General features: G+C 72.8%; 28 protein-coding genes, 3 tRNA genes and 1 pseudogene. 26 read left to right on the forward strand and 6 right to left on the reverse strand.

What is annotated here, in order from left to right:
* The 13 genes and pseudogenes from ACSNOC_RS19015 to ACSNOC_RS19075 form a co-directional block, all read left to right on the forward strand.
* A pseudogene (locus ACSNOC_RS19015) lies at positions 1 to 1,098 on the forward strand (histidine kinase); the annotation flags it as partial.
* A 19-nt stretch (positions 1,099 to 1,117) separates the two neighbouring features.
* Complete coding sequence (locus ACSNOC_RS19020; protein ID WP_436748692.1) at positions 1,118 to 1,531, forward strand: roadblock/LC7 domain-containing protein; 414 nt, start codon at positions 1,118 to 1,120, stop codon at positions 1,529 to 1,531.
* A 70-nt stretch (positions 1,532 to 1,601) separates the two neighbouring features.
* Entirely contained in the window at positions 1,602 to 2,012 is a 411-nt protein-coding gene (locus ACSNOC_RS19025) for a DUF742 domain-containing protein (protein ID WP_436748716.1), read from the forward strand.
* Positions 1,993 to 2,586: a GTP-binding protein gene (locus ACSNOC_RS19030; RefSeq protein ID WP_436748693.1), complete on the forward strand. Its 594-nt coding sequence runs from the start codon at positions 1,993 to 1,995 to the stop codon at positions 2,584 to 2,586. Before ACSNOC_RS19025 ends, ACSNOC_RS19030 begins: the two co-directional genes overlap by 20 nt.
* A gap of 391 nt (positions 2,587 to 2,977) precedes the next feature.
* Positions 2,978 to 5,890, forward strand: coding sequence for a nitrate- and nitrite sensing domain-containing protein (locus tag ACSNOC_RS19035; RefSeq protein ID WP_436748694.1), 2,913 nt, complete (start codon positions 2,978 to 2,980; stop codon positions 5,888 to 5,890).
* A gap of 10 nt (positions 5,891 to 5,900) precedes the next feature.
* Positions 5,901 to 6,314, forward strand: a complete 414-nt coding sequence (locus ACSNOC_RS19040; protein WP_059012614.1) for a roadblock/LC7 domain-containing protein — start codon at positions 5,901 to 5,903, stop codon at positions 6,312 to 6,314.
* A gap of 104 nt (positions 6,315 to 6,418) precedes the next feature.
* Positions 6,419 to 7,051, forward strand: coding sequence for a DUF742 domain-containing protein (locus ACSNOC_RS19045; RefSeq protein ID WP_436748695.1), 633 nt, complete (start codon positions 6,419 to 6,421; stop codon positions 7,049 to 7,051).
* Positions 7,032 to 7,625 (forward strand): GTP-binding protein, encoded by a 594-nt coding sequence (locus ACSNOC_RS19050; RefSeq protein WP_079032340.1) that lies wholly within the window; start codon positions 7,032 to 7,034, stop codon positions 7,623 to 7,625. The genes ACSNOC_RS19045 and ACSNOC_RS19050 overlap by 20 nt, the downstream gene beginning before the upstream one ends.
* A gap of 73 nt (positions 7,626 to 7,698) precedes the next feature.
* Entirely contained in the window at positions 7,699 to 8,481 is a 783-nt protein-coding gene (locus ACSNOC_RS19055; RefSeq protein WP_436748696.1) for a fumarylacetoacetate hydrolase family protein, read from the forward strand.
* Entirely contained in the window at positions 8,474 to 9,958 is a 1,485-nt protein-coding gene (gene gltX, locus ACSNOC_RS19060; protein WP_436748697.1) for a glutamate--tRNA ligase, read from the forward strand. Before ACSNOC_RS19055 ends, gltX begins: the two co-directional genes overlap by 8 nt.
* Before the next feature lie 123 nt (positions 9,959 to 10,081).
* Positions 10,082 to 10,153, forward strand: a tRNA-Gln gene (locus tag ACSNOC_RS19065).
* Positions 10,154 to 10,175: 22 nt separating this feature from the next.
* Positions 10,176 to 10,248 (forward strand) — tRNA-Glu (locus ACSNOC_RS19070).
* Between the two features lie 24 nt (positions 10,249 to 10,272).
* Positions 10,273 to 10,345: transfer RNA gene (locus ACSNOC_RS19075), tRNA-Glu, on the forward strand.
* A 49-nt stretch (positions 10,346 to 10,394) separates the two neighbouring features.
* Here ACSNOC_RS19075 and ACSNOC_RS19080 read toward each other — a convergent pair.
* Positions 10,395 to 11,039, reverse strand: coding sequence for a MerR family transcriptional regulator (locus ACSNOC_RS19080; RefSeq protein ID WP_436748717.1), 645 nt, complete (start codon positions 11,037 to 11,039; stop codon positions 10,395 to 10,397).
* 106 nt (positions 11,040 to 11,145) lie between these two features.
* Here ACSNOC_RS19080 and ACSNOC_RS19085 point away from each other — a divergent pair, with 106 nt between their 5' ends.
* Positions 11,146 to 11,637 carry a DUF4188 domain-containing protein gene (locus ACSNOC_RS19085; protein ID WP_436748698.1) on the forward strand — a complete coding sequence of 164 codons (492 nt, stop codon included), beginning with the start codon at positions 11,146 to 11,148 and terminating at the stop codon, positions 11,635 to 11,637.
* Here the strand turns inward: ACSNOC_RS19085 and ACSNOC_RS19090 are convergent, their stop codons facing one another.
* The gene (locus ACSNOC_RS19090) at positions 11,638 to 12,369 is read right to left on the reverse strand and encodes an IclR family transcriptional regulator (protein ID WP_436748699.1); all 732 of its coding nucleotides are present in this window, start codon (positions 12,367 to 12,369) and stop codon (positions 11,638 to 11,640) included.
* 171 nt (positions 12,370 to 12,540) lie between these two features.
* On the opposite strand from ACSNOC_RS19090, the gene leuC reads away from it, so the two are divergent.
* From leuC to ACSNOC_RS19115, 5 genes are all read left to right on the forward strand, one after another.
* A complete protein-coding gene (gene leuC, locus ACSNOC_RS19095) occupies positions 12,541 to 13,965 on the forward strand; it encodes a 3-isopropylmalate dehydratase large subunit (protein ID WP_436748700.1) in 1,425 nt (474 codons plus the stop codon).
* 3 nt (positions 13,966 to 13,968) lie between these two features.
* Positions 13,969 to 14,565 carry a 3-isopropylmalate dehydratase small subunit gene (leuD, locus tag ACSNOC_RS19100; RefSeq protein WP_436748701.1) on the forward strand — a complete coding sequence of 199 codons (597 nt, stop codon included), beginning with the start codon at positions 13,969 to 13,971 and terminating at the stop codon, positions 14,563 to 14,565.
* 124 nt (positions 14,566 to 14,689) lie between these two features.
* A complete protein-coding gene (locus ACSNOC_RS19105) occupies positions 14,690 to 14,944 on the forward strand; it encodes a hypothetical protein (protein ID WP_436748702.1) in 255 nt (84 codons plus the stop codon).
* A 125-nt stretch (positions 14,945 to 15,069) separates the two neighbouring features.
* Positions 15,070 to 15,636, forward strand: coding sequence for an HU family DNA-binding protein (locus ACSNOC_RS19110; RefSeq protein WP_436748703.1), 567 nt, complete (start codon positions 15,070 to 15,072; stop codon positions 15,634 to 15,636).
* Positions 15,637 to 15,737: 101 nt separating this feature from the next.
* Positions 15,738 to 15,941, forward strand: coding sequence for a hypothetical protein (locus tag ACSNOC_RS19115; RefSeq protein WP_436748704.1), 204 nt, complete (start codon positions 15,738 to 15,740; stop codon positions 15,939 to 15,941).
* On the opposite strand, the gene cofC is transcribed toward ACSNOC_RS19115, so the two are convergent.
* Positions 15,913 to 16,569, reverse strand: a complete 657-nt coding sequence (cofC, locus tag ACSNOC_RS19120) for a 2-phospho-L-lactate guanylyltransferase (protein WP_436748705.1) — start codon at positions 16,567 to 16,569, stop codon at positions 15,913 to 15,915. The two genes, ACSNOC_RS19115 and cofC, sit on opposite strands and share 29 nt — an antisense overlap.
* A 218-nt stretch (positions 16,570 to 16,787) precedes the next feature.
* Between cofC and ACSNOC_RS19125 the strand changes: the two genes are divergently transcribed.
* From ACSNOC_RS19125 to ACSNOC_RS19135, 3 genes are read left to right on the forward strand one after another with little or no spacing between them, the layout of a single operon-like run.
* A complete protein-coding gene (locus tag ACSNOC_RS19125; protein ID WP_436748706.1) occupies positions 16,788 to 17,549 on the forward strand; it encodes a lysophospholipid acyltransferase family protein in 762 nt (253 codons plus the stop codon).
* Entirely contained in the window at positions 17,546 to 18,547 is a 1,002-nt protein-coding gene (locus ACSNOC_RS19130) for an NAD(P)H-dependent glycerol-3-phosphate dehydrogenase (RefSeq protein WP_436748707.1), read from the forward strand. Before ACSNOC_RS19125 ends, ACSNOC_RS19130 begins: the two co-directional genes overlap by 4 nt.
* 34 nt (positions 18,548 to 18,581) lie before the next feature.
* A complete protein-coding gene (locus ACSNOC_RS19135) occupies positions 18,582 to 19,724 on the forward strand; it encodes a D-alanine--D-alanine ligase family protein (RefSeq protein WP_436748708.1) in 1,143 nt (380 codons plus the stop codon).
* 18 nt (positions 19,725 to 19,742) lie between these two features.
* On the opposite strand, the gene ACSNOC_RS19140 is transcribed toward ACSNOC_RS19135, so the two are convergent.
* Both ACSNOC_RS19140 and ACSNOC_RS19145 read right to left on the reverse strand, forming a co-directional pair.
* Positions 19,743 to 20,228 carry a DUF3515 domain-containing protein gene (locus tag ACSNOC_RS19140; RefSeq protein ID WP_436748709.1) on the reverse strand — a complete coding sequence of 162 codons (486 nt, stop codon included), beginning with the start codon at positions 20,226 to 20,228 and terminating at the stop codon, positions 19,743 to 19,745.
* Positions 20,229 to 20,247: 19 nt separating this feature from the next.
* Positions 20,248 to 20,481, reverse strand: coding sequence for an Lrp/AsnC family transcriptional regulator (locus tag ACSNOC_RS19145; RefSeq protein WP_436748710.1), 234 nt, complete (start codon positions 20,479 to 20,481; stop codon positions 20,248 to 20,250).
* A gap of 134 nt (positions 20,482 to 20,615) precedes the next feature.
* Between ACSNOC_RS19145 and ACSNOC_RS19150 the strand changes: the two genes are divergently transcribed.
* Both ACSNOC_RS19150 and thiD read left to right on the forward strand, forming a co-directional pair.
* Positions 20,616 to 21,578 carry a thiamine-phosphate kinase gene (locus ACSNOC_RS19150; RefSeq protein WP_436748711.1) on the forward strand — a complete coding sequence of 321 codons (963 nt, stop codon included), beginning with the start codon at positions 20,616 to 20,618 and terminating at the stop codon, positions 21,576 to 21,578.
* A 27-nt stretch (positions 21,579 to 21,605) separates the two neighbouring features.
* Positions 21,606 to 22,409: a bifunctional hydroxymethylpyrimidine kinase/phosphomethylpyrimidine kinase gene (gene thiD / locus ACSNOC_RS19155; RefSeq protein ID WP_436748712.1), complete on the forward strand. Its 804-nt coding sequence runs from the start codon at positions 21,606 to 21,608 to the stop codon at positions 22,407 to 22,409.
* Positions 22,410 to 22,448: 39 nt separating this feature from the next.
* On the opposite strand, the gene rpmB is transcribed toward thiD, so the two are convergent.
* Positions 22,449 to 22,634, reverse strand: coding sequence for a 50S ribosomal protein L28 (rpmB, locus tag ACSNOC_RS19160; RefSeq protein WP_436748713.1), 186 nt, complete (start codon positions 22,632 to 22,634; stop codon positions 22,449 to 22,451).
* 225 nt (positions 22,635 to 22,859) lie between these two features.
* Between rpmB and ACSNOC_RS19165 the strand changes: the two genes are divergently transcribed.
* Complete coding sequence (locus ACSNOC_RS19165; RefSeq protein ID WP_436748714.1) at positions 22,860 to 24,494, forward strand: DAK2 domain-containing protein; 1,635 nt, start codon at positions 22,860 to 22,862, stop codon at positions 24,492 to 24,494.
* A gap of 32 nt (positions 24,495 to 24,526) precedes the next feature.
* On the forward strand, positions 24,527 to 25,339 hold an 813-nt coding region (locus ACSNOC_RS19170), incomplete at its 3' end, for an OB-fold nucleic acid binding domain-containing protein (RefSeq protein ID WP_436748715.1).

The following is a 25,339-nucleotide window of genomic DNA, read 5'->3' on the forward strand; positions in this document are numbered from 1 at the left end:
CCCGCCGTCCCGTCGGCCGCCGAGCCGCGGACCGCCGAGTCGCCGCCGGGCCCGCCCACGCCCGCCGGGACCGCCCCCCAGGGCGGCCGGCCGAGCTGGGCCGCCGGTGACGACAGCGGCCCCATACCGATCGCGCGGGACGAGCAGGACGCGCCGCGCGGGCACGACGAGCCCGAGTCGACCGGCGAGTACGCCCGTCCCGGCTACCCGGGCGCGACCGGCACGGGCCCGGCGGCGGTGGCCGCCGCGTTCGGCCACCGGCCGCCGCGTCCGCAGCCGCCCGCCGACGCCACGTCGTTCAACTTCCCGAGCGCCCCGTCCCGGCGGCCGGCGTCCCCGCGGGACACCGGTGAGGTCCCGGCCGCCCAGCAGCCGCCGGCGTCCGCCGTGCCCCGGCCGGAGGCGCCGCGGCCCCCCGCTCCCCGGCCCGCCGGGCCCGAGCCCGAGCCCGACGAGGCGCGGGCCGCCGAGCCCCGGCCCGCCGGGGCCGAGCCTTCCGCGCCGCCGGAGCCGCAGCCGCAGGCTCCCGCCGAGCCGGAGCCGCTCGTCCCGGCCCGCAAGCCCGACGAGCTGCGCGACCCGCTGCCCGCGTCCTTCGCGGACCGCGCCCCCGAACGCACCCCGATCTTCGAGGAGATGGAGTCCACGTGGTTCGGCACCCGCCGTGCCGCGGTGCCGCCCGAGGACTCCGCAGACGCTCCCGGGGCAACCCCCGCGCCCGGCCCCCGGCCGGCCGCCGCCGCACCCTCAGCCGCCCAGCGCCCGACCGTTCGCGGGGAGCCCGCTCCCGGGGAGGCGGGCGCACCGTGGCGCCCGTCGCCCAACGACGAGCGCTGGCGGCAGGCCGAGCAACTGCGTCAGCCGAGCGCGGGCGGTGTGACCACCTCCGGGCTTCCCCGGCGGGTGCCGCGCGCCAACCTCGTGGCCGGTGCCGCGCAGTCGCAGGAGGCCACCCCGGCGGGTCCGCTGGTCTCCCGCCGCCCGGACGACGTCCGCGGTCGCCTGACCAACCTCCGCCGGGGGATCCAGCAGGGGCGCCAGGCCGGTTCCTCGGCCGACCGCACGGAACGGGACCTCGGTCCCACGTACCAGCAGTAGGAGCGTTAGTGTGAGCCCGATGAGCCAGGCGGCGCAGAACCTGAACTGGTTGATCACCAGTTTTGTGGAGAACACCCCGGGGGCGTCGCACACGGTGGTGGTGTCCGCTGATGGTCTTCTTCTGGCGTTGTCCGAGGGGTTTCCGCGGGATCGTGCTGATCAGTTGGCGGCGGTGGCGTCGGGTTTGACGTCGTTGACTGCTGGTGCGTCGCGGATCTTCGAGGGTGGTGCGGTGAATCAGACGGTGGTGGAGATGGAGCGGGGGTTCCTCTTCATCATGTCGATTTCGGATGGGTCGTCGTTGGCGGTGCTGGCGCATCCGGAGGCCGATATTGGTTTGGTGGGGTACGAGATGGCGCTGTTGGTGGACCGGGCCGGTTCGGTCCTGACCCCGGACCTCCGCGCCGAGCTTCAGGGAAGTCTGCTTAACTGAGCCCCAGCTTCCCCCACATGAGCACCACCGCCCGCCTCGCCGACCTCATGTCAAGCTCGGAGGAGCTATGATCACCCCGCCACCTTCGCAGGGCTCGTACGGTGTTCCGCATCATTACGGCGCCTTCGACGATGATGGCGACCAGCCTCTGGTGCGTCCCTATGCGATGACCGGCGGCCGGACCAGGCCGCGGTACCAGTTGGCGATCGAGGCGCTGGTGAGCACCACCGCCGAACCGGTGCAGCTCCAGGGGTTGTTGCCGGAGCATCAGCGGATCTGCCAGCTCTGCCTCGAGGTGAAGTCCGTCGCCGAGGTTTCCGCGCTGCTGAGCATGCCGCTCGGGGTCGCCCGGATCCTGGTGGCCGATCTCGCCGAGGCGGGGCTCGTCGCCATTCACCAGCCGGGTCATGACGCCGAGCCGGGTGGCCAGCCAGACGTGACTCTGCTCGAAAGGGTGCTCAGTGGACTTCGCAAGCTCTAGCGCCGCGGGCCGTCGGGCTCCATCCCAGTCGACGACCTCCGCGAAGATCGTGATCGCGGGTGGGTTCGGTGTGGGGAAGACCACGTTCGTGGGGTCGGTGTCCGAGATCAATCCGCTGCGGACGGAGGCGGTGATGACGTCGGCGTCGGCGGGGATCGACGATCTGACGCACACCGCGGGGAAGACGACCACGACGGTGGCGATGGACTTCGGCCGGATCACGCTGGACCAGGATCTGATCCTGTACCTGTTCGGTACGCCGGGTCAGGACCGGTTCTGGTTCATGTGGGACGACCTGGTGCGTGGTGCGATCGGCGCGGTGGTGCTGGTGGACACGCGCCGGCTGGCGGACTGTTTCCCGGCGGTGGACTACTTCGAGAACAGCGGTCTGCCGTTCGTGATCGCGCTGAACGGGTTCGAGGGGCATCAGCCGTACTCGCCGGAGGAGGTCCGCGAGGCGCTCCAGATCGGCCCCGACGTCCCGATCATCACCACCGACGCGCGGCACCGCTCGGAGGCGAAGAGCACCCTGATCACCCTCGTCGAACACGCACTGCTCGCACGGCTGCACTGAGGGCATTCCGGAACGCGCCACCTGTGTTCTTGGACACGCCGTCCGCCGAAGTTCACGACAATCGGAGGCGCGGTCCCTCACGTTTTCCGCACGTGCCGCGAGTGCCGGGTATCTCTCCGCTGACAAAAACGGGGCAATTTGTGGCTCTCGGCCGCAATGCCCGTTTCGCCGTCGTGGCAGTTGGCTGGAATCAGGACGGTTCGGGGGATTGGAATCTCCCCTGGTCACGTGCTGGAATCCACACAACTCCGCAGTCGTGACAGCCATGAGCGACGGTGTGCCGATGCCGAGAGGTGAGAGCCCAGTGAGGCGCAACAGTGCGACTCCCGCGTACCCCGGAGGGTCCGCGGCCCCCCGGACAGCCGGGCGGGGCAACTTCACCCCGCCGTCGGTGGCCCGGCAGCCCGCCGAGGTGGAGATGGATCCGGACCCCGTGCCGGAGCCCCCCGGCTCCCGGCTCGCCCCCCGCAACTGGCGGGTGGCGACCAAGCTCTACGCGATCCTCCTCATCCCGGTCCTCGTCGCCCTCGTGCTGGGCGGCTTCCGGGTGCACGACTCCTACGAGCGATGGCAGGAGGCCGACGACGCCCGGGCGACCGCCGAGCTGGTGCGCGCTGCCGCATCCTACGCCCACGCCCTGATCGACGAGCGCGACGTCACCGCCCAGCCGCTGCTCAACGGCGAGAGAGACAGCCTCGTCGTCCAGGAGGCCCGCCGGGCCACCGACCAGGCGCAGGCGGAGTTCCACGCCCAGATAGCGAAGACCCCGCTCACCGAGAGCCTCGACCGCCGCCTCACGGCGGTCGCCGAGCAGGAGGCGGACCTCGGGACGCTGCGGGAGCAGGCTTACACCGACGAGCTGCCCGGTGTCCAGACCGAGGAGCGCTACGTCCAGATCCAGCGGCCGTTGATGTCGCTCGCCAACGAACTCGGCCTCGGCACCGGCAACGTCACCTCCTACGGCCGCACGGTGTACGCCATCGCCCTGGCCAAGTCCGCCAGTTCGCTCCAGCGTTCCATCGGCGTGCACATGCTGGTGGCGCCCGCCGGGGACGAGGCGACGCGCGAGGCCATGCGGACCTCGTTCTCCTCCTACGCCTACCTGGAGCGGATCGCGCAGGCCGAGTACTTCGCGGCCGGCGACCCGGACGACGTCCAGCGGATGAGCGAGGTGGCGCAGTCCCAGTCCGACGACAAGGACGCCATGGTCCTGGCCATGAGCCAGGAGGGCGCCACCCCCGAGAGCCTCGCCGAGCAGGGCATCACCCCCGAGTCGTGGTTCCGTATGTCGACCGCCGAGTTCGAGGCCTACCGCACCGCCGAGCGGGAGCTGGTGAACGCCGCGGTGCTGGAGACCGAGGACCTGGCGTCGGCCGCCCGCCGCGACATGCTGGTCAACTCCGTGGTCGTGCTCGCCGCCCTGGTCCTCGGCTTCGCGATCGCCGCGCTGATGGCCCGCTCCATGAGCCGCAACATGCGCCGGCTGCGCCACGCGGCCTTCGAGGTCGCGGAGCAGCGGCTGCCCGCCCTGGTCGAGCAGCTCTCCCGCACCTCCGCGGGCGACGTCGACACCCGCGTCGCCCCCATCGCCATCGTCAGCCACGACGAGATCGGCGAGGTCGCGCGCGCCTTCGACCAGGTGCACCGGGAGGCCGTGCGGCTCGCCACCGAGCAGGCCCTGCTGCGGGGCAACGTCAGCGCGATCTTCACCAACCTCTCCGCCCGCAACCAGGGCCTCATCGAGCGGCAGATCGCGCTCATCAGCGAGCTGGAGAGCCACGAGGCCGACCCCGAGCAGCTCGAACACCTCTTCAAACTGGACCACCTGGCCACCCGCATGCGCCGCAACAGCGAGAACCTGCTGGTCCTCGCCGGCGAGGAGCCCAGGCACCGGTGGAACCAGCCGGCCGCGCTCGTCGACGTGCTGCGCGCCTCGGCCTCGGAGGTGGAGGCGTACGCCCGGATCGAGCTGTCCGGCGTTCCCGACCGCGACGTCCACGGCTCGGTGGTCAACGACCTGGTGCACCTGCTGGCGGAGCTGCTGGAGAACGCCACCTCGTTCTCCTCGCCGCAGACCAAGGTCCGGGTCACCGCGACCCGCCTGCAGGACGGCCGGATCATGATCGAGATCCACGACAAGGGCATCGGCCTCACCCAGGAGGACTTCGCCGAGATCAACAAGCGGCTGGCCGAGCCGCCCGCCATCGACGCCTCGGTGTCCCGGCGGATGGGCCTCTACGTGGTCGGCCGCCTCGCCGAGCGGCACAACATCAGGGTCCAGCTGCGGCCCTCGGGCGCGCAGTCCGGCACCACCTGCCTGGTCATGCTGCCGGAGGGCATCACCCTGCCGAGCCGGGGCCGCCCCCAGCAGCCGGAGGAGCACTTCACGGTCTCGCGGATCGTTCCCGCGCAGTCGTCCGCCGACGCCCAGCGCGGCCTGCCGTCCCCCACCGCCGCCGACCTGGGCTTCGACGACTCCCGGTACGCGGCGGGCGACACCGGGCGCGGCCCGCTGGGCGACCCCGCGCCGGCCGGCGAGCGCCGGTCGGCCCTGGAGGCCCGCCCCGAGGACCGGGCCGCCCCGGGCCCGGCGCACCGGCGGCCCGCGCCGGAGCCGCCCGTGCCGGGCGGGCCCGCGCCGGAGCCGCCCGTGCCGGGCCGGCCCGGCTTCGGCACGTTCCCGCAGGCCCGCCCCGACTCGCCGCGGCCGGCCGACCGGACGGGGGCGCCGTCGCCGCCGCCCCCGCCCCGGCAGTCCCTGCGCCCTCCCATACGCCCGTCCGCCCAGCCCCCCGCCCGGCCGTCGACGCCGGCCACGCCGTCGACGGAATCGCCGCACGGGAGTCCCGCAGGCGGCCCGCAGCGCGTAGGCTTCGGTGGACCAGACCCCGTGGCGGCCGAGTACCGCACGCGGACGAGTGCGGGGCTTCCCCGCCGAGAACGACAGTGGCAGCACTCCGAGGAGGATCCGGCAGAGCGACCGCGGGAGGAGTCCCGGGCCCCGCAGCTGCCCGGGATGGCGCGGTGGGAGAACCGCGGACCGCGCCGGGAGGACCAGACGGCCGGCACGACCGCCGCGGGCCTTCCCCGGCGAGTGCCCCAGGCCCATCTCACCGAGCACACCACACCCGAACTATCCGACCCCGGCGGGCCCCAGGTCTCCCGGGACCCCAACGACGTCCGTGGCAGGCTCACCAGCCTGCGCCGCGGGGTGCAGCAGGGCCGCGGCGCGGTCACGAGCCGTGGCGAGCGGAATGACGAACGGGGCTACGGTCCCGGACACACCTATGATCAGGAGCGTTAGTGTGAGCCCGATGAGCCAGGCGGCGCAGAACCTGAACTGGTTGATCACCAGTTTTGTGGAGAACACCCCGGGGGTGTCGCACACGGTGGTGGTGTCCGCTGATGGTCTTCTTCTGGCGTTGTCCGAGGGGTTTCCGCGGGATCGTGCTGATCAGTTGGCGGCGGTGGCGTCGGGTTTGACGTCGTTGACTGCTGGTGCGTCGCGGATCTTCGAGGGTGGTGCGGTGAATCAGACGGTGGTGGAGATGGAGCGGGGGTTCCTCTTCATCATGTCGATTTCGGATGGGTCGTCGTTGGCGGTGCTGGCGCATCCGGAGGCCGATATCGGTTTGGTGGGGTACGAGATGGCGCTGTTGGTGGACCGGGCCGGTTCGGTCCTGACCCCGGACCTCCGCGCCGAGCTTCAGGGGAGCCTGCTCAACTAGCAGACGACTTGTGCGGATTGGGGCCGCGCGCCTTAAGGTGCGGGGGACGCGGCCGAGCGGCGAGCGGGCATCCGCGATTGGCAGTGGGAGTCGGAGGAGGAACTGTGGCAACGCCCCCAGGCGGACCATACGGCAATGAGTACCCGGCGCAGTCGAACGGCGGCGGGCGGTTCAACTTCCCTTCGGCGCCGAGCGGCCAGGGCCAGGGTCAAGGTCAGAGCCAGTGGCACGCGTACGACGGCGTGCCGGTGGTGCAGCCGTACACCGACCCGGACCCCGAGGTCCGGAGCGCTCCCGCGCCCGGGTCGGGTGCGGCGCGCCCGCCCGGAGGCGGGCCCCCGCCGCAGCAGCGCTCCGCCGGCGTTCCCCCACGGCGTCCCGGCGAGGGCGAGGCACCGCAGCCTCTGGTGCGTCCGTACGCGATGACCGGCGGCCGGACCAGGCCGCGGTACCAGTTGGCGATCGAGGCGCTGGTGAGCACCACCGCCGACCCCGGCCAGCTCCACGGGCAGCTGCCGGAGCACCAGCGGATCTGCCAGCTCTGCTACGAGGTGAAGTCCGTCGCCGAGGTTTCCGCGCTGCTCTCCATCCCGCTGGGGGTCGCCCGGATCCTGGTGGCCGATCTCGCCGAGGCGGGGCTCGTCGCCATTCACCAGCCGGGTCATGACGCCGAGCCGGGTGGCCAGCCAGACGTGACTCTGCTCGAAAGGGTGCTCAGTGGACTTCGCAAGCTCTAAGGACGGCGGTCTATCCGCGCCGTCCCGTTCCACCACGTCCGCGAAGATCGTGATCGCGGGTGGGTTCGGTGTGGGGAAGACCACGTTCGTGGGGTCGGTGTCCGAGATCAATCCGCTGCGGACGGAGGCGGTGATGACGTCGGCGTCGGCGGGGATCGACGATCTGACGCACACCGCGGGGAAGACGACCACGACGGTGGCGATGGACTTCGGCCGGATCACGCTGGACCAGGATCTGATCCTGTACCTGTTCGGTACGCCGGGGCAGGACCGGTTCTGGTTCATGTGGGACGACCTGGTGCGTGGCGCGATCGGCGCGGTGGTGCTGGTGGACACGCGCCGGCTGGCGGACTGTTTCCCGGCGGTGGACTACTTCGAGAACAGCGGTCTGCCGTTCGTGATCGCGCTGAACGGGTTCGAGGGGCATCAGCCGTACTCGCCGGAGGAGGTCCGCGAGGCGCTCCAGATCGGCCCCGACGCGCCGATCATCACCACCGACGCGCGGCACCGCTCGGAGGCGAAGAGCACCCTGATCACCCTCGTCGAACATGCGCTGATGGCCCGCCTGCGCTGACGCCCCCCGCCGCTGCTCGCCCTCCCGGACCGGGGTCCGGGGGGTCACGGGCGGTTGGCCTAGGCTTGGGCCCGTGCGCATCGCCAGATTCTCCATTGACGGAACCGTCGGCTTCGGCGTGGTGGAAGCGGATCCGGCCGCGGGCGGTGAGCCCGTGCTGGACATCATCAAGGGCCACCCCTTCGCCGAGTTCGAGCGCTCCGGCCGCCGCGTGCCGCTGAGCAGGGTCAGGCTGCTGCCGCCCGTGCTGCCCAGCAAGATCGTGGCCATCGGCCGCAACTACGCCGAGCACGCACGGGAGCTGGGGAACACCGTGCCGGACGTCCCGGTCACCTTCTTCAAGCCCTCCACCTCCGTGATCGGCCACGGTGACACGATCGGCTATCCCGCCTTCTCCTCCGAGGTGCACCACGAGGCCGAGCTGGCCGTGGTGATCGGGCGGATGTGCCGGGACGTCCCGCGTTCCCGCGCCCGCGACGTCATCCTCGGCTACACCTGTGCCAACGACCTCACCGCGCGCGACGTCCAGCGGCGCGAGAGCCAGTGGGCCAGGGCGAAGGGCTTCGACAACGCGTGCCCGCTGGGCCCGTGGATCGAGACCGACCTCGACCCGTCCGACCTGGCCGTGATGTGCACCGTCAACGGCGAGCAGCGCCAGCTCGGCCGCACGAGCGAGATGGTCCGCGCGGTGGAGGATCTGATCGTGCACATCACCGAGTCGATGACGCTGCTGCCGCAGGACGTCATCCTCACGGGCACCCCGGCGGGCGTCGGCCCGCTGCACGTCGGCGACGAGGTCGCCGTCACCATCGAAGGCATCGGCACTCTCACCAACAAGGTCGTCAAGCGTGACTAGCCCCGCTCCCGTCCGCGTCCGTTTCTGCCCGTCCCCGACCGGCAACCCCCATGTCGGCCTGGTCCGCACCGCCCTGTTCAACTGGGCGTTCGCGCGCCACCACGGCGGCACCCTGGTCTTCCGCATCGAGGACACCGACGCCGCCCGCGACTCCGAGGAGTCCTACGCGGCGCTCCTCGACGCGATGCGCTGGCTGGGGCTGGACTGGGACGAGGGCCCCGAGACCGGCGGCCCGCACGCCCCGTACCGGCAGTCGCAGCGCATGGACATCTACGCCGACGTCGCCGCCCGGCTGCTGGCGTCCGGTCACGCGTACCGCTGCTACTGCACGGCCGAGGAGCTGGAGGCCCGGCGCGAGGCCGCCCGCAGCGCCGGGAAGCCCTCGGGGTACGACGGGAAGTGCCGCGCGCTGCCCCCGGAGACCGTCGCCGCCCACGAGGCCGAGGGCCGGCCGTCGATCATCCGGTTCCGGATGCCGGACGAGCCGATCACCTTCACCGACCTGGTGCGCGGCACCCTGACCTTCACCCCGGAGAACGTCCCGGACTACGGCATCGTCCGGGCCAACGGCGCTCCGCTGTACACGCTGGTCAACCCGGTGGACGACGCGCTGATGGGCATCACCCACGTCCTGCGCGGCGAGGACCTGCTCTCCTCCACGCCCCGTCAGATCGCGCTGTACCGCGCGCTGGCGGACATCGGCGTGGGCGGCGGCGGGATCCCGGCGTTCGGGCACCTGCCGTACGTGATGGGCGAGGGCAACAAGAAGCTCTCCAAGCGCGACCCGCAGTCCTCGCTCAACCTCTACCGGGACCGTGGCTTCCTGCCGTCCGGGCTGCTCAACTACCTGGCCCTGCTGGGCTGGTCGCTGGCGGAGGACCGGGACATCTTCACGCTGGACGAGATGGTCGCGGCGTTCGACATCGGCGCGGTCAACGCCAACCCGGCGCGCTTCGACCTGAAGAAGTGCGAGGCGATCAACGCCACCCACATCCGGGAGCACCTGTCGGCCGAGGAGTTCGCGGCGGCCTGCGAGCCGTGGCTGCGGGCGCCGCACGCGCCGTGGAAGCCGGAGGCGTACGACCCGGCCGCGTTCGCCGCCCTGGCGCCGCTGGCCCAGACCCGGGTGACGGTGCTGTCGGACATCACCGACAACGTCGACTTCCTCTTCCTGGACGAGCCGGTCTTCGACGAGCAGTCCTGGGCCAAGGCCATGAAGCCGGGTGCCGAGGCCGTCCTCGCCGCCGCGCGGGTCCGGCTGGCCGAGGCGCCCGAGTGGACCGCGGAGGCGCTGAAGGCGGCCGTCCTGGCGGCGGGCGAGGAGCACGGCCTGAAGCTCGGCAAGGCGCAGGCGCCGGTGCGCGTCGCGGTGACGGGCCGCACGGTGGGGCTGCCGCTCTTCGAGTCCCTGGAGGTGCTGGGGCGGGACCGGACGCTGAGCCGCGTGGACGCCGCCCTGGCCCGTCTCGGGGGCTGAACGCATCTCGTTTTGGGGCACCGTTCTCGATCGGGTATTGTTTGGCGCGTCGCAAGGGCGGGCCGGAATCCGGGCCGCCGAGTGATCACCTGGACGATTCCCCCGCGCGGGGTTGCGTTTTGGTGGGGTATGGTGTAATTGGCAGCACGACTGATTCTGGTTCAGTTAGTCTAGGTTCGAGTCCTGGTACCCCAGCGCGATCTCTCACCAAGATCGAGCCCCCGTTGTGTAGCGGCCTAGCACGCTGCCCTCTCAAGGCAGTAGCGCCGGTTCGAATCCGGTCGGGGGTACGGATCCACCAGGATCTCGTGTGAGCCCCCGTTGTGTAGCGGCCTAGCACGCTGCCCTCTCAAGGCAGTAGCGCCGGTTCGAATCCGGTCGGGGGTACTCGGTCGGGAAGGGCCCTCCGCTATCGGCGGAGGGCCCTTCCGCTGTGTCATCCGGGGGCGGGGCCGCCGCCGAAGCGGTGGCCGGCCTCCTCGGCCTGGGCGAGCCGCCGCAGGCTCAGCAGCACCGGTTCGTAGAGCACGGTGAGCGCGACCGCCGCCTCCAGCTGGGTCGTGGGCGCCTCGAACTCCCCGATCAGCGCGATCTCGTGCGTGGCGATGGTGGCGGCGGCCCGGCCGTAGGGGAGCAGTTGCTCCACGTCGCAGGGGTATCCCAGGCGGATCAGCGCGGCCAGGGCGGAGACCAGCATGCCGTGCGCCGGGTTCTCCGGCACGAAGCGCCAGCCGAGGCGGCGCTGCACCTCCTCGGCCGTGCGGCGGGCGGTGTCCACGGCGCCGTCCTCGCCGGTGGCGGCCGGGCCGTGGGGGAGCACCGAGACGGCGGTGCCGAGACGGGAGAGCTGGTCCACCGACTCGTCCCCGACGGCGGCCAGCACCTCACGGGCGGTGGCCACCGGCACCCGGCCCACCTGGACCAGCGCCCGCACCAGGCGCAGCCTGCGCAGGTGCTCCTCGTCGTACTCGGCCTGGGTGGCGCTCACCCGCCGGCCGGGGGGCAGCAGGCCCTCCCGCAGGTAGTACTTGATCGTCGCGGTGGATACCCCGCTGCGCTTGCTCAGCTCGGCCAGCCGCATCGGCCCGCACCCCTTGCGCTTCTGGTTGGAGAGTGCCACTATCTCATCATGGATAGCGCCGCTATCCAATGCGAGGGCGGGTGGCCGCCGGGCGGGGAGGTCTGTGATGGGGCGCGGAGTCATCGAGGGGCGCATGACGGCGGCGGACGGCGGGGTGACCGTCTTCCTGATCGGCATGCGGATCAACGGCTTCCGGCATCTGCGGAGCTGGTGGCCGGTGTTCAGGGCCATGCCGCGGATGCTCCGGGAGCTGTCGCGGGACGGGGAGAGCGGCATGCTCGGCCACCGGCTGTTCTTCGGCGGTCCCCGGCTGATCTGCGTCGTGCAGTACTGGTCGTCGCACGAGAAGCTGCTGGCCTACGCGTCGGCGCCGGACCGGGAGCACCGCCCGGCGTGGGCGGAGTTCAACCGCAGGGCGCGCTCGGCCCGGGGCCGGGTCGGCATATGGCACGAGACCTATGTGGTGCCCGCGGGCGCGCACGAGGAGATGTATGTGGACATGCCGCCGTTCGGCCTGGGCGCGGCGACCGAGGTGGTGCCGGTCGGCCGTCGCGGCGACACGGCCCGGGACCGGCTGTCCGTGGCGCGCGGGCGGTGATCAGCCGCCGTTGCGCCTGAGGGCCTCGGTCAGCCGGGCCGCCGCGTCCAGCAGCGCCTGCGCGTGCATCCGGCCCGGGTGCCGGGTCAGCCGCTCGATCGGGCCGGAGACGGACACCGCGGCCACCACGCGGTTGGACGGACCGCGCACGGGGGCCGAGACGGAGGCCACACCGGGCTCGCGCTCGCCGATGGACTGCGCCCAGCCGCGGCGGCGGACGCCGGAGAGGGCGGTGGCGGTGAAGCGGGCGCCCTGGAGGCCGTGGTGCAGCCGCTCGGGCTCCTCCCAGGCGAGCAGGATCTGCGCCGCCGAGCCGGCCTTCATCGGCAGCGTGGAGCCCACGGGCACGGTGTCCCGCAGGCCGGACAGGCGCTCGGCGGCGGCGACGCAGATCCGCATGTCGCCCTGGCGCCGGTAGAGCTGGGCGCTCTCCCCTGTGACGTCCCGGAGCTGGGTGAGCACCGGCCCGGCCGCGGCCAGCAGCCGGTCCTCGCCGGCGGCGGCGGCCAGTTCGGCCAGGCGCGGCCCGAGGATGAAACGCCCCTGCATGTCGCGCGCCAGCAGCCGGTGGTGTTCGAGGGCCACCGCCATCCGGTGGGCCGTGGGTCTCGCCAGCCCCGTCGCCCCGACCAGGCCCGCTAGCGTGGCCGGTCCGGACTCCAGGGCTCCCAGCACCAGGGCGGCCTTGTCGAGCACGCCCACGCCGCTGGAGTCGCCGCTAGAGTTGTCCATGCAACGATATTCGCGTCTCACACTGTGAAACGCAAGTTCAATTTCGCGGGGGAAGCGCCAGGCTTGGTTCCGCGGTCCGCGTCACCCACGCGCCGCGCGGTCACCGTCCGGCGCGAGGGGAGCGGATGGCGACCCCCTCACCCACCAGCGGCACAGCCGAAGGGAAAAGCGATGGGACGGACACTGGCGGAGAAGGTCTGGGACGATCACGTCGTCCGGCGCGCGGAGGGCGAGCCCGATCTGCTCTACATCGACCTCCACCTGCTGCACGAGGTCACCAGCCCGCAGGCGTTCGACGGGCTGCGCAAGAGCGGGCGGCGGGTGCGGCGCACGGACCTCACCATCGCCACCGAGGACCACAACACCCCGACCCTCGACATCGACAAGCCGATCGCCGACCCCGTCTCGCGCACGCAGTTGGAGACCCTCAGGAAGAACTGCGCGGAGTTCGGCGTCCGGCTGCACCCGCTGGGCGACGCCGAGCAGGGCGTCGTGCACGTCGTCGGGCCGCAGCTCGGCCTGACGCAGCCCGGCATGACGGTGGTCTGCGGGGACAGCCACACCTCGACGCACGGTGCCTTCGGCGCCCTGGCGTTCGGTATCGGCACCAGCCAGGTCGAGCACGTGCTGGCCACCCAGACGCTGCCCATGGCCCCGTTCCGGACCATGGCCGTCACGGTCCTGGGCGAGCTGCCCGAGGGCGTCACGGCCAAGGACCTGATCCTGGCGATCATCGCCCGGATCGGCACCGGCGGCGGCCAGGGCTATGTCATCGAATACCGCGGCGAGGCCATCGAGAAGCTCTCGATGGAGGCCCGGATGACCATCTGCAACATGTCGATCGAGGCGGGCGCCCGGGCCGGCATGATCGCCCCCGACGAGACCACGTTCGCCTACCTGAAGGGCCGCGACCACGCGCCCGAGGGGGCCGACTGGGACGCCGCCGTGGCGTACTGGCGGACGCTGCGCACCGACGACGACGCGGTGTTCGACCACGAGGTCGTCATCGACGCCGCCGAGCTGGCCCCGTTCGTCACCTGGGGCACCAACCCCGGCCAGGGTGCCCCGCTGTCCGCCTCGGTGCCCGACCCGGCCTCGTTCGAGGACGCCAGCGAGCGCCTCGCGGCCGAGAAGGCACTGGAGTACATGGGCCTGACCGCCGGGCAGAAGCTGCGGGACATCGCCATCGACACCGTCTTCGTCGGCTCCTGCACCAACGGCCGCATCGAGGACCTGCGCGCGGCCGCCGGCATCCTGGCGGGCCGCCGGATCGCCGACGGGGTGCGCATGCTGGTCGTACCGGGCTCCGTCCGGGTCGCGCTCCAGGCGGTCGCGGAGGGCCTGGACAAGGTGTTCACGGCGGCGGGCGCCGAATGGCGGCACGCCGGCTGTTCGATGTGCCTGGGCATGAACCCGGACCAGCTCTCCCCGGGCGAGCGCTGCGCCTCCACCTCGAACCGCAACTTCGAGGGGCGGCAGGGCAAGGGCGGTCGCACGCACCTGGTCTCGCCGCAGGTCGCCGCCGCCACCGCGGTCGCCGGCCGCCTCGCGTCCCCGGCCGATCTGGCCGACGTCCCCACCCCCGTGGAGGTCTGAGTCATGGAAGCATTCACCACGCACACCGGCCGCGCCGTCCCGCTGCGCCGGGGGAACGTCGACACCGACCAGATCATCCCCGCGCACTGGCTGAAGAAGGTCACCAGGGACGGCTTCGAGGACGGGCTGTTCGAGGCGTGGCGCAAGGACCCGGAGTTCGTGCTGAACCGGCCGGAGCGCCGGGGCGCCACGGTCCTGGTCGCCGGTCCCGACTTCGGCACCGGCTCCTCCCGCGAGCACGCGGTGTGGGCCCTGCAGAACTACGGCTTCAAGGCGGTCATCTCCGCCCGCTTCGCCGACATCTTCCGGGGCAACTCGCTGAAGAACGGCCTGCTGACCGTGGTGCTCCCGCAGGCCACCGTGGACGCGCTGTGGGAGCTGACCGAGGCCGATCCCACCGCCGAGATCACGGTCGACCTGGTCGGGCGCGTGGTCCGGGCCGAGGGCATCGAAGCCCCCTTCGAGCTCGACGAGAACGCCCGCTGGCGGCTGCTGGAAGGGCTCGACGACATCAGCATCACGCTGCGCGAGGAGGAGGCGATCGCCGCGTACGAGCGGGGCCGCCCCGGCTACAAACCTCTTACCACGCAAGGTGCCTGACGCATCCTCACCAAGACCCCCGCCGGTCCGACCGGCGGGGGTCTTTACTTCTGACAGGTCGTCACGACACGGGCGTTGAGGGCTTAGAGGGCGATAACAGGCCCAAGGTGGCACAATCGGCCGCATGGAACGCGACGGTCAACTCGAACTCTACGACCGCGTCGCCGCTCGACTGAAGGACGCGCACCGGATGGTGCGGGCCCTGCAAGTGCCTGAGGACGTACGGCAGGCTCTCACCCGGAAACTGCTGATCATCACCGCGGCCGCCAAGCAGGACCTGCCTGGGGCCGCTCGTCGTCTGGACCGGCTGATGGAGGACGTTGAGGCGGGACGGCTGCCGCCGGGGCCGCCCGGTGACGGCCGTGACGGATCTCCGTGATGGTCGAGTTCGTTGCGACACAAGGGTGATTCGCCCGTTTCGCGTTTGATTTGCGGAATATATCTGCCTAACGTGCGAAAAAGCTTGAACACATTCGTTCCAGCAAGGCCTGCGAAGGGGAAGACGTGAACAAGGCGCAACTCGTAGAAGCGATTGCCGACAAGCTCGGCGGCCGTCAGCAGGCGGCCGACGCGGTCGATATCGTGCTCGACGCCATCATCCGCGCGGTGGTCGCCGGGGAGCGCGTGTCGGTGACCGGTTTCGGCTCGTTCGAGAAGGTGGACCGCCCGGCGCGGTACGCGCGGAACCCGCAGACCGGCGAGCGGGTCCGGGTCAAGAAGACGTCCGTGCCGCGCTTCCGCGCCGGACAGGGCTTCAAGGACCTGGTCGCGGGAACGAAGAAGCTCCCGAAGAACGAGGTCGCCGTCAAGAAGGCCCCCAAGGGCAGCCTGTCGGGCGGCACCACGACGAAGAAGGCCACCACCAAGAAGGCGGCGGCGAAGAAGACGACGGCCAAGAAGACCACCGCCAAGAAGGCCCCGGCGAAGAAGACCACCGCGAAGAAGACCGCGGCGAAGAAGAGCACCGCCAAGAAGGCCCCGGCCAAGAAGGCCACCGCGAAGAAGGCGCCGGCCAAGCGGGCGCCCGCCCGCACCACGACCGCCAAGAAGGCCACCGCACGCCGCCAGTGATCACCGTCAGCACTCGGGGCCACCCCGCGGGCCGGACTCCTCGCCAGGAGCCCGGCCCGCTGTCGTGTTCCCGCCCCCGGCCGGGCGGCTAGGCTCGGGGCATGCAGGCCACCGCGTACACCTACGACCCGCAGACCCGCTCCGGCAGCGTGCTGCTGGACGACGGCACCCCGCTGGACTTCGGCGCCGACGCGTTCGACGCCGGCGGCCTGCTCCTGCTGCGGCCGGGCCAGCGCGTGCGGATCGAGGTCACCGGCGAGGGCGAGGAGCGCCGGATCACGCTCCTGACCCTGCAGACGCTGTAAGCCCCCGCACGCTCGCCGCCGTCCGCGGCCCGACGCCCAGCGCCAGCGCCGCCCACAGATCCTCCCCGGTGTCCACGTCCCGCCGGACGCTGTCCACTCCGGCGGTCAGCAGTTCCACCGCGCCGGACGCCAGATGCCGCTCCCGGGACGGGCCGCCGAACGCGGGCGCCAGCGCCGTTCCGGCCGCCGCCGTCAGCAGCGTCGTGCCGATGCCCGCCGCGTCGGCCAGGAAGCCCCGGGCGCAGCGCTCCGCCGCCGCCAGCACGCGCGCCAGTTCGGCCGGGCGCAGCGCGGGCAGATCGGCGTTGAGCGCGGCCACCGCCGCGTCCGGCGCGGCGGCCCGGACGGCGTCGGCGCCGTACGCCAGCGCGGCGTTGAGGCCCCGGCCCGGGGCGTCCGGCACGATCCGCGCGCCCAGCAGCGCGAGGTGCCGTTCCGCCAGCGGATCGTCGGTGACGACCGCCACGTCGCGCACCGCCGGACACGCCAGCGCGGCGGCCACCGTGTCCTCGGCGAAGGCCAGCGCGAGCGAGGGCCGCAGCGCGTCCCCGGCCACCGGCGCCAGCCTGCTCTTGGCCAGCGACAGCGGCTTCAGGGGCACGATCAGCGACCAACCGGTGTCTCGCATCCCGCCATTCTCCTTTTCCTGGTCGTCCCCGGTCCGGCCAGGGGTGGCCCGCCCCGCGGCGGCCGTCCGGTGCCCCGGCGAGCGGTGCGCATTAGGGTGCAAAGAGACCCGCCGCGGCGGTGACGGATCCGCTGGACAGCCTCCCGGCCCGGGGCGAGGATGGTCCGGCTGTCCGCACCGGGCCACGTCGGAGCAGCGCAAGAGGAGATGGTGACCGAGTGTCTCGCCGCAGAATCGGCTTCTGGTACCGATTGGCCGCAATTCTGGTAAAACCGCCGCTGTTGCTGCTCTTCAACCGGGACTGGCGGGGAATGGAGCATATTCCCGTTGAGGGGGGATTCATCACCGCGGTGAATCACAACTCCTATCTCGACCCGCTCTCCTACGCGCACTTCCAGTACAACACCGGCAGGCCGCCGAGATTCCTGGCGAAGAACACCCTGTTCGAGGGCGGCGCCGTCGGCCGATTCATGCGCGGCACCGGCCAGATCCCCGTCTACCGCGACACCACCGACGCCGCCGACGCCTTCCGGGCCGCCGTCGACGCCGTCCACCGGGGCGAGTGCGTCGCCTTCTACCCGGAGGGCACCCTCACCCGCGACCCGCGGCTGTGGCCCATGGAGGGCAAGTCCGGCGCCGCCCGCGTCGCGCTGCTCACCCGCGCCCCCGTCATCCCCGTCGCCCAGTGGGGCGCCCACGAGGCGATGCCGCCCTACGCCAGGGAGAAGAGGATCCGCCTCCGCCCCCGCAAGACGCTCACCGTCGTCGCGGGACCGCCCGTGGACCTCGGCGAGTTCTACGGCAGGCAACCCACCCCGGAGGTGCTGCGCGAGGCCACGGACCGCATCATGGACGCCATCACCACGCTGCTCGCCGACGTGCGTGACGAACCCCCGCCGGCCGAGCGGTACGTCCACCGCAGGACGTCGCCCGAGCGCCGGGCCCGGCGGACCGCCCCCGAGGAGGAGAAAGCGGAGTGACACGCGTCGCCGTCTACGGAACCGGCTCCTGGGGAACCGCGTTCGCCATGGTTCTCGCCGACGCGGGCTGCGAGGTGACCCTGTGGGGCCGCCGCCGCGAGCTCGCCGACGCCGTCAACACCGACCGTGTCAACCCTGACTACCTGCCGGGCATCCCGCTGCCCGCGGGCATCACGGCCACCACCGATCCCGCCGCGGCGGCACGCGGCGCGGAGTTCACCGTGCTCGCCGTGCCCTCGCAGACCCTGCGCGACAACCTGGCCGCCTGGGCGGGTCTGCTGGCGCCCGGCACCGTCCTGGTCTCGCTGATGAAGGGCATCGAGCTGGGCACCGCGAAGCGGATGAGCGAGGTCATCGAGGAGATGGCGGGCGCCGGCCCGGAGCGTGTCGCCGTGCTGTCGGGCCCCAACCTCGCCCGCGAGATCGCCGAGCGCCAGCCCGCCGCCTCCGTCGTCGCCTGCCGTGACGAGGAGGTGGCCAGACGGCTCCAGGCCGCCTGCCACACGCCGTACTTCCGTCCGTACACCAACACCGACGTGGTCGGCTGCGAGCTGGGCGGCGCCGTGAAGAACGTCATCGCGCTCGCCGTCGGCATCGCCGACGGCATGGGCCTGGGCGACAACACCAAGGCGTCGCTGATGACCCGCGGCCTGGCCGAGACCGCCCGCCTGGGCCAGGCCATGGGCGCCGACCCGCAGACGTTCGCCGGGCTGGCCGGGATGGGCGACCTGATCGCCACCTGCTCCTCGCCGCTCTCCCGCAACCACACCTTCGGCACCAACCTCGGACGCGGCATGACCGTGGAGGAGACCATCGCCGTCACCCGGCAGACCGCCGAGGGCGTCAAGTCGTGCCGGTCCGTGCTCGACCTGGCGCGCCGCCACGGTGTCGACATGCCGCTGACGGAGACGGTCGTGGGCATCGTCCACCGCGGCACCCCGCCGCTGGTGGCCGTCAAGGAGCTGATGTCGCGAACCGCCAAGGCCGAACACCGCTGACTGCGGGCACCCCGTTGGGTAGCCTCAGGGGGTTATGAGCAGCGAGACCTCATCCCAGAGCCCCAAGCCCCGCGTCGCCGTCGTCTTCGGCGGCCGAAGCTCGGAGCACGCCATCTCGGTGATCACCGCCGGAGCCGTGCTGCGCGCCATCGACCGCACCCGCTACGACGTGCTGCCCATCGGCATCACTGCCGACGGCCGGTGGGCGCTGACCGCGGACGATCCGGAGCGGATGGCGATCAGCGACGGCGCGCTGCCCAGCGTCGAGCAGATCGCCGAGCCGGGCGCGGGCGGCGTCCTGCTGCCCATCGACCACGGCCGGCAGGAAGTGATCTACTCCGAGCCCGGCTCGGTGCCCAAGGACCTCGGCGACGTCGACGTCGTCTTCCCGATGCTCCACGGCCCCTACGGCGAGGACGGCACGCTCCAGGGCCTTCTGGAGCTCTCCGGCGTGCCGTACGTCGGGGCCGGCGTGCTGTCCTCCGCGATCGGCATGGACAAGGAGTACATGAAGCGCGTCTTCGCCTCCTTCGGTCTGCCGGTCGGGCCGTACACCGTGGTCCGCCCGCGCGAGTGGGAGAACGATCCGGCGGCGGCCCGGAAGAGAATCGTGGACTTCGCGGCGGACCACGGGTGGCCGCTGTTCGTCAAGCCCGCCCGGGCCGGCTCCTCGATGGGCATCTCCCGGGTCGACGGCCTCGCCGGTCTCGACGAGGCGGTGGCGGAGGCCCGCCGCCACGACCCCAAGATCATCGTGGAGTCGCTGCTGCGCGGGCGCGAGATCGAGTGCGGCGTGCTGGAGTTCGAGGACGGCCCGCGCGCCAGCGTCCCGGCCGAGATCCCGGCCGTCTCCAGCCACGCCTTCTACGACTTCGAGGCCAAGTACATCGACTCGGCCGAGGGCATCGTCCCGGCCCCGCTCACCGGGGAGCAGACGGCCCGCGTCCAGGAGCTGGCCGTGCGCGCCTTCGAGGCCGCCTCCTGCGAGGGCCTGGTCCGCGCGGACTTCTTCCTGCTGGAGAACGGCGAGTTCGTCATCAACGAGATCAACACCATGCCCGGCTTCACGCCGATCTCGATGTTCCCGCGGATGTGGCAGGCCAGCGGCGTGGACTACCCGGAGCTGGTGGACCGCCTCATCCAAGCCGCGCTGCGCCGCCCGACCGGCCTGCGCTGACGCCGTGCCGCCCGGCGCCTACAGGGGATCCGCCGGGATGTGCTCCTCGACGGCCGCGGCGAGGTCGACCAGCGGATTCACCTCGGGCGCGTAGTCGTCGGGCACCGTCACCTCGACGAACACCGTGCGCTCGGTGGTGGTGAACCGCTTCCCGCCGGGCTCCTCCTCCAGCAGCCATGACACCCCGTTCACGACCACCGCCTCGGCGAACGGATCGTAGGTCTCGCTGTCCGGCGTGATCAGCGCCGGACGCGGGACGCCGCAGCGCAGCACGATCGCGGGATCCCCCCACACGGCCGCGAACTCCGTTCCGTCCGCCGCCGATCCGCGTTCCTCCCCGTTCACGCGGTCCGGCAGACCGTCCGCCAGCTCCCGGCACGCGGCGGCGGCCTCGCCGGTGGGGGAGGGCTCGACCACCTCGGGACCGTCCCCGCCCGAGGTGCACGCCGCCAGGGCCACGAGGGCGGAGGCGGCCGAAAGCGCCCGACGTGTCGCGATGGTCATCCGGTGAGCATACGGGGTGCTACAGATGCACAACGGGGCAGGTCAGCGTGCGTGTGATGCCGCCCACGCGCTGCACCTCGGCGACGACGAGCCGACCCAGCTCGTCCACGGTGTCCGCCTCGGCGCGCACGATCACGTCATAGGGACCCGTGACGTCCTCGGCCTGCAGCACGCCTGGGATCTTGGAGATGACATCGGCCACGGTGGACGCCTTGCCCACCTCGGTCTGGATCAGGATGTACGCCTGTACCACGGGTCCTCCACAGCGGCTACGAGGAACGGGGGCGCTACCGTAGCGCGTCATGACCAGCACGGGGGAGACAGCAGGCCACCGCCGGTCATGGCAGGTTGACGGATGGACCGCGAGACGAGCATGAGGAGAGCCGAGTGAAGGGCAGTGTGGGGGAGCTCGGGGAGTTCGGGCTGATCCGGGAGCTGACCTCCCGGATCACCGGGACACCCGCGGTGCGGCTGGGCCCGGGGGACGACGCGGCGGTGGTGGCGGCTCCGGACCGGAGGGTCGTCGCGACCACCGACATCCTGCTGGAGGGACGGCACTTCCGCCGCGACTGGTCCACCGCCTACGACGTCGGCCGCAAGGCCGCCGCCCAGAACCTCGCCGACATCGCCGCCATGGGCGCCGTGCCCACCGCGGTGCTCGTCGGGCTCGTCGTCCCCGCCGAACTCCCCGTCACCTGGCCCCTGGAGCTGATGGACGGCATCCGCGACGAGTGCCGGGTCGCCGGTGCCGGAGTGGCCGGCGGCGACGTGGTCAGGGGCGACCTCATCACCGTCTCCATCACCGCCCTCGGCGACCTCGGCGGCCGGGAGCCCGTCACCAGGACCGGCGCCAGGGCCGGGGACATCGTCGCCGTCACCGGCTGGCTCGGCTGGTCGGCCGCCGGACACACCGTGCTCTCCCGCGGTTTCCGCTCCCCGCGCGCGTTCGTCGAGGCGCACCGCCGGCCCGAGCCGCCCTATGTCGCGGGCCCGGCCGCCGCCGCGCTGGGCGCCACCGCCATGACCGACGTGAGCGACGGACTGGTCGCGGATCTCGGGCACATCGCGCAGGGCAGCAAGGTCCGCATCGACATCTCCTCGGGGTCGCTGGACGTCCCGGCCCAGATGTCGGACATCGGGCAGGCCGTCGGCGTCGACCCGCTGCACTGGGTGCTCACCGGCGGCGAGGACCACGCGCTCGTCGCCACCTTCCCGCCGGAGACCAAACTCCCCGCCCGCTGGCGGACGATCGGCCAGGTGCTGCCCGCGCGCGGCCGGGGCGTCGCACCGGTGACGGTCGACGGCGCCACGTGGGACAAGGCCGGCGGCTGGGACCACTTCGGCGCCTGAGCCGCGCCCGCCGGTACCGTCGGGGCCATGCCGACACCTCCACGCGTGCTCACCGTCGCCGGCTCCGACTCCGGCGGCGGCGCGGGCATCCAGGCCGACCTGAAGACCATGCTGGCGCTCGGCGTCCACGGGATGAGCGTGATCACCGCCGTCACCGCGCAGAACTCGCTGGGGGTGCGCGGCGCCTGGGAACTGCCCGTCGACGCCGTGGTGGCCCAGTTCCGCGCCGTCGTGCACGACATCGGCGTCCAGGCCGTCAAGACCGGCATGCTGGCGACGGCGGAGATCGTCCGGACCGTCGCGGACCTGCTGGCCGGCACCCGGGCGCCGGTGGTGGTCGATCCCGTCGGCGTCTCCAAGCACGGCGACCCGCTGCTGGCCGCCGACGCGCTGGACGCCGTCCGCACCGGCCTGCTGCCCCGCGCCACGGTCGCCACCCCGAACCTGCCCGAGGTCGCCCAGCTCACCGGCGTGCGCGTCGAGTCCGAGGACGGCATGCGCCGCGCGGCGGACGCGATCCTCGGCCACGGCCCGCGGTGGGCGCTGATCAAGGGCGGTCATCTCCCGGGCGACGCCGTCGATCTGCTCACCGACGGCACGGCGGAACACTGGCTGCGCGCCCCGCGCCACGACAACCGCCACACCCACGGCACCGGATGCACGCTCGCCTCCGCGATCGCGGCCCGCCTCGCGTGCGGCGATCCCGTGCCGGACGCGGTGGCCGCCGCCAAGGACTACGTCACCGGCGCCATCGCGGCCGGCTTCCCGCTGGGCGCCGGCATCGGCCCGGTCGACCACGCCCACCGCATGCGGAAAGCCGGTCCGTCGTGAACGACGGACCGGCTTCGAGCGGCTTCGGAAGGAGGCGCGTCAGCGCGTGACCTTGCCCGCCTTGATGCACGAGGTGCAGGCGTTCAGGCGCTTCGGCGTCCCCTGCACGACGGCCCGCACCCGCTGGATGTTGGGGTTCCAACGGCGGGGGGTCCGGCGGTGCGAGTGGGAGATACGGTTGCCGAAGCCCGGCCCCTTGCCGCAGACGTCGCAGTTGGCAGCCACGGTCACTCCAAAGACAGAAATTTACGCTGGGATTCCGGAACTCCACGGCTCCGGTGAGGTCCGCCCGGTGTGCGCAGCCGGCACGCGGCGACGACATCGGGCAACCGGGGCAGCATACCCCGCGCGTTCCCGATCAGCGAAATCGCCCCCGGAGCGGAGCGGGGCATAAGCTGCGTCCCGGCCGTTCACCCACAGCCGTTCACTGAAGGCCGAGGAGGTCGCCACGTGCCGCAGCCGCTCGACTCCGCGGCGGTACGGCGCTGGTGCCGCATCGCCCTGGACGCCCTCGGCCGGGCCCGCGAGGACATCGACGCGATCAACGTGTACCCCGTCGCGGACGGGGACACCGGCACCAATCTCTACCTGACCGTCGAGTCCGCCGCCCAGGCCGTCGCCGCGGCCGAGCCGGCCGCCCCCACCCTCGGTGAGGCGGCGCGCGCCATGGCGCACGGCGCGCTCATCGGCGCGCGCGGCAACTCCGGCACCATCCTGGCCCAACTCCTGCGCGGCATGGCCGAGGTGTTCTCCACCGACCCCGAGCCGGCCGCTCCCGGCACCCTGCGCCGCGCGCTGCGCCGGGCCGCCGCCTCCGGGTACGAGGCCGTGGCCCACCCCGTGGAGGGCACGATGCTCACCGTGGCCGTGGCCGCCGCGGAGGCCGCCGAGCGCGCCGACGGCGACACCGCCGAGATCGCGGCGGCGGCCTGCGCCGGAGCCAGGGCGGCCCTGGCCGGGACCCCGGGACAGCTCGCCGTGCTGGCCGCCGCGGGCGTCGTGGACGCGGGCGGCTGCGGCCTGGTCGCCGTGCTCGACGCCCTCGACGCGGCCCTGTCCGGCCGCGCCCCCGACGCGTCCCCGCGCGAGCGCCTGGGCCGGGCCGGCCCGCCGCGCGCGGCCGGCCCGGCGGACGGCGCCGGGTGTCCCGAACCGGTCGGCGCGGCGGCGGACGCGGCCGACGCGCCGGTCGGCTACGAGGTCACCTACCTGCTGGACGCCGCCGACGCCGCCCTTCCCGCGCTGCGGGCCCGGCTCGACGCGCTGGGTGACTCGCTGGTCGTGGTGGGCGGCGACGGCCTGTGGCACGTCCACGTGCACACCCCGGAGCCCGGCCCGGCCGTCGAGGCGGGCATCGACGCCGGACGCCCGCACCGGGTCCGCATCACCGCGCTGGCCGCCCCGGCACCGCCGCGCGGCCCGCGCGCCGCCCGCGTCATCGTCTCGGTGCTGCCGGGCGACGGGCTCGCCGGGCTGTGCGAGGAGGCCGGCGCCGTCACGCTGACCGTCCGCGCCGAGGACCCGCCCGGCGGTGGCGAGCTGGCCGCCGCGATCCTCGGCACGGGCGCCCGCGAGGTGGTGCTGCTGCCCAACGACGACGCGCTGTGGCACCCGGCCGCCGCCGCGGCGGAGCAGGCGCGGGCCCAGGGGGTGCGCGTCGCCGTCATCCCCACCCGGTCCCCGGTGCAGGGCATCGCGGCGCTCGCCGTGCACGCCGCCGAGCGCCGCTTCGACGAGGACGTCGTCGCCATGACCGCCGCCGCCGGGGCCACCCGGTTCGGCGAACTGGCCGTGGCGGAACGGCAGTCCTGGACCACCGCGGGCATCTGCCAGGCCGGGGACGCGCTCGGGCTGATCGACGGCGACGTCGCCGTCATCGGCGCCGACCTCTCCGACGTCGCGAGCGACGTGCTCGGCCGGATGCTGTCGGCCGGCGGCGAACTGGTCACCCTGGTGATCGGCGCCGGCGCGCCCGACGGCCTCGCCGCGCGGCTGGAGGCGCAGGTCCGCCGCGGCCACCTCGGCGTGGACACCGTGGTCTACGAGGGGCGGCAGAGCGCGCCGCTGCTCATCGGCGTCGAGTAGGCGCCGCCCGGCTGTCGGTCCCATGGTGTGCAATGGGCGGCGTGACCGCACTGCACGAGCCCCTCGCCAAGGTGGTCGGCGGCACCACCGCCAAGGTGATGGCCGCCCACCTCGACCTGCACACGGTCGGAGACCTCCTGCACCACTACCCGCGCCGGTACGCCGAGCGCGGGGAGCTGACCCGGCTGACCGAGCTGCCGCTCGACGAGCACGTCACCGTCGTCGCGGAGATCGCGGACACCCGGTCCGTCACGTTCAACCGGGGCAGCGGCGTCCGCCTGGAGGTGACGATCACCGACGGCAGCGGCCGCCTCCAGCTCGTCTTCTTCGGCAGGCGCGCCGTCCACCACCACGAGAAGGTGCTGCTGCCGGGGCGGCGCGGCATGTTCGCCGGGAAGGTCACGCAGTTCAACCGCAGGCTCCAGCTCTCCCACCCCGCCTACGAGCTGCTGGACGAGACGGACGAGGCGGACGGCGGCTCGGCGGCGGTGGCCGACTTCGCGGGCCGGCCGCTGCCGATCTACCCGGCCGTCAAGCAGCTCGAATCGTGGCGCATCGCCAAGTCCGTCGGGGTCGTGCTCGACTCGCTCGCCGCGGTCGGCTGGGAGGGGCTGGTCGACCCGCTGCCCGGGGCGCTGCGCGCGCGGCGGGGGCTGATCGAGCTGCCCGAGGCGTTCGAGAAGGTGCACCGGCCCCGCACCAAGCGGGACGTGGCGGACGCCAGGGCCCGGCTGAAGTGGGACGAGGCGTTCGTGCTCCAGGTCGCCCTGGCCCGGCGCCGCGCTGCCGCCGCCCGGCTTCCCGCCGCCCCCATGGAGCCGGTCAGCAGCACCACCTTCGTGCCC

Source organism: Streptomyces sp. URMC 129 (assembly GCF_051386415.1).
Lineage (GTDB): Bacteria > Actinomycetota > Actinomycetes > Streptomycetales > Streptomycetaceae > Streptomyces.

Bases quoted from the DNA above. Each gene is read 5' to 3' on its own strand.
- ACSNOC_RS19020 (WP_436748692.1), top strand. From the start codon at position 1,118: ATGAGCCAGGCGGCGCAGAACCTGAACTGGTTGATCACCAGTTTTGTG.
- ACSNOC_RS19040 (WP_059012614.1), top strand. From the start codon at position 5,901: ATGAGCCAGGCGGCGCAGAACCTGAACTGGTTGATCACCAGTTTTGTG.
- ACSNOC_RS19080 (WP_436748717.1), bottom strand. From the start codon at position 11,039: ATGCGGCTGGCCGAGCTGAGCAAGCGCAGCGGGGTATCCACCGCGACG.
- ACSNOC_RS19085 (WP_436748698.1), top strand. From the start codon at position 11,146: ATGGGGCGCGGAGTCATCGAGGGGCGCATGACGGCGGCGGACGGCGGG.
- ACSNOC_RS19090 (WP_436748699.1), bottom strand. From the start codon at position 12,369: ATGGACAACTCTAGCGGCGACTCCAGCGGCGTGGGCGTGCTCGACAAG.
- leuC (WP_436748700.1), top strand. From the start codon at position 12,541: ATGGGACGGACACTGGCGGAGAAGGTCTGGGACGATCACGTCGTCCGG.
- leuD (WP_436748701.1), top strand. From the start codon at position 13,969: ATGGAAGCATTCACCACGCACACCGGCCGCGCCGTCCCGCTGCGCCGG.
- ACSNOC_RS19105 (WP_436748702.1), top strand. From the start codon at position 14,690: ATGGAACGCGACGGTCAACTCGAACTCTACGACCGCGTCGCCGCTCGA.
- ACSNOC_RS19115 (WP_436748704.1), top strand. From the start codon at position 15,738: ATGCAGGCCACCGCGTACACCTACGACCCGCAGACCCGCTCCGGCAGC.
- cofC (WP_436748705.1), bottom strand. From the start codon at position 16,569: ATGCGAGACACCGGTTGGTCGCTGATCGTGCCCCTGAAGCCGCTGTCG.
- ACSNOC_RS19135 (WP_436748708.1), top strand. From the start codon at position 18,582: ATGAGCAGCGAGACCTCATCCCAGAGCCCCAAGCCCCGCGTCGCCGTC.
- ACSNOC_RS19140 (WP_436748709.1), bottom strand. From the start codon at position 20,228: ATGACCATCGCGACACGTCGGGCGCTTTCGGCCGCCTCCGCCCTCGTG.
- thiD (WP_436748712.1), top strand. From the start codon at position 21,606: ATGCCGACACCTCCACGCGTGCTCACCGTCGCCGGCTCCGACTCCGGC.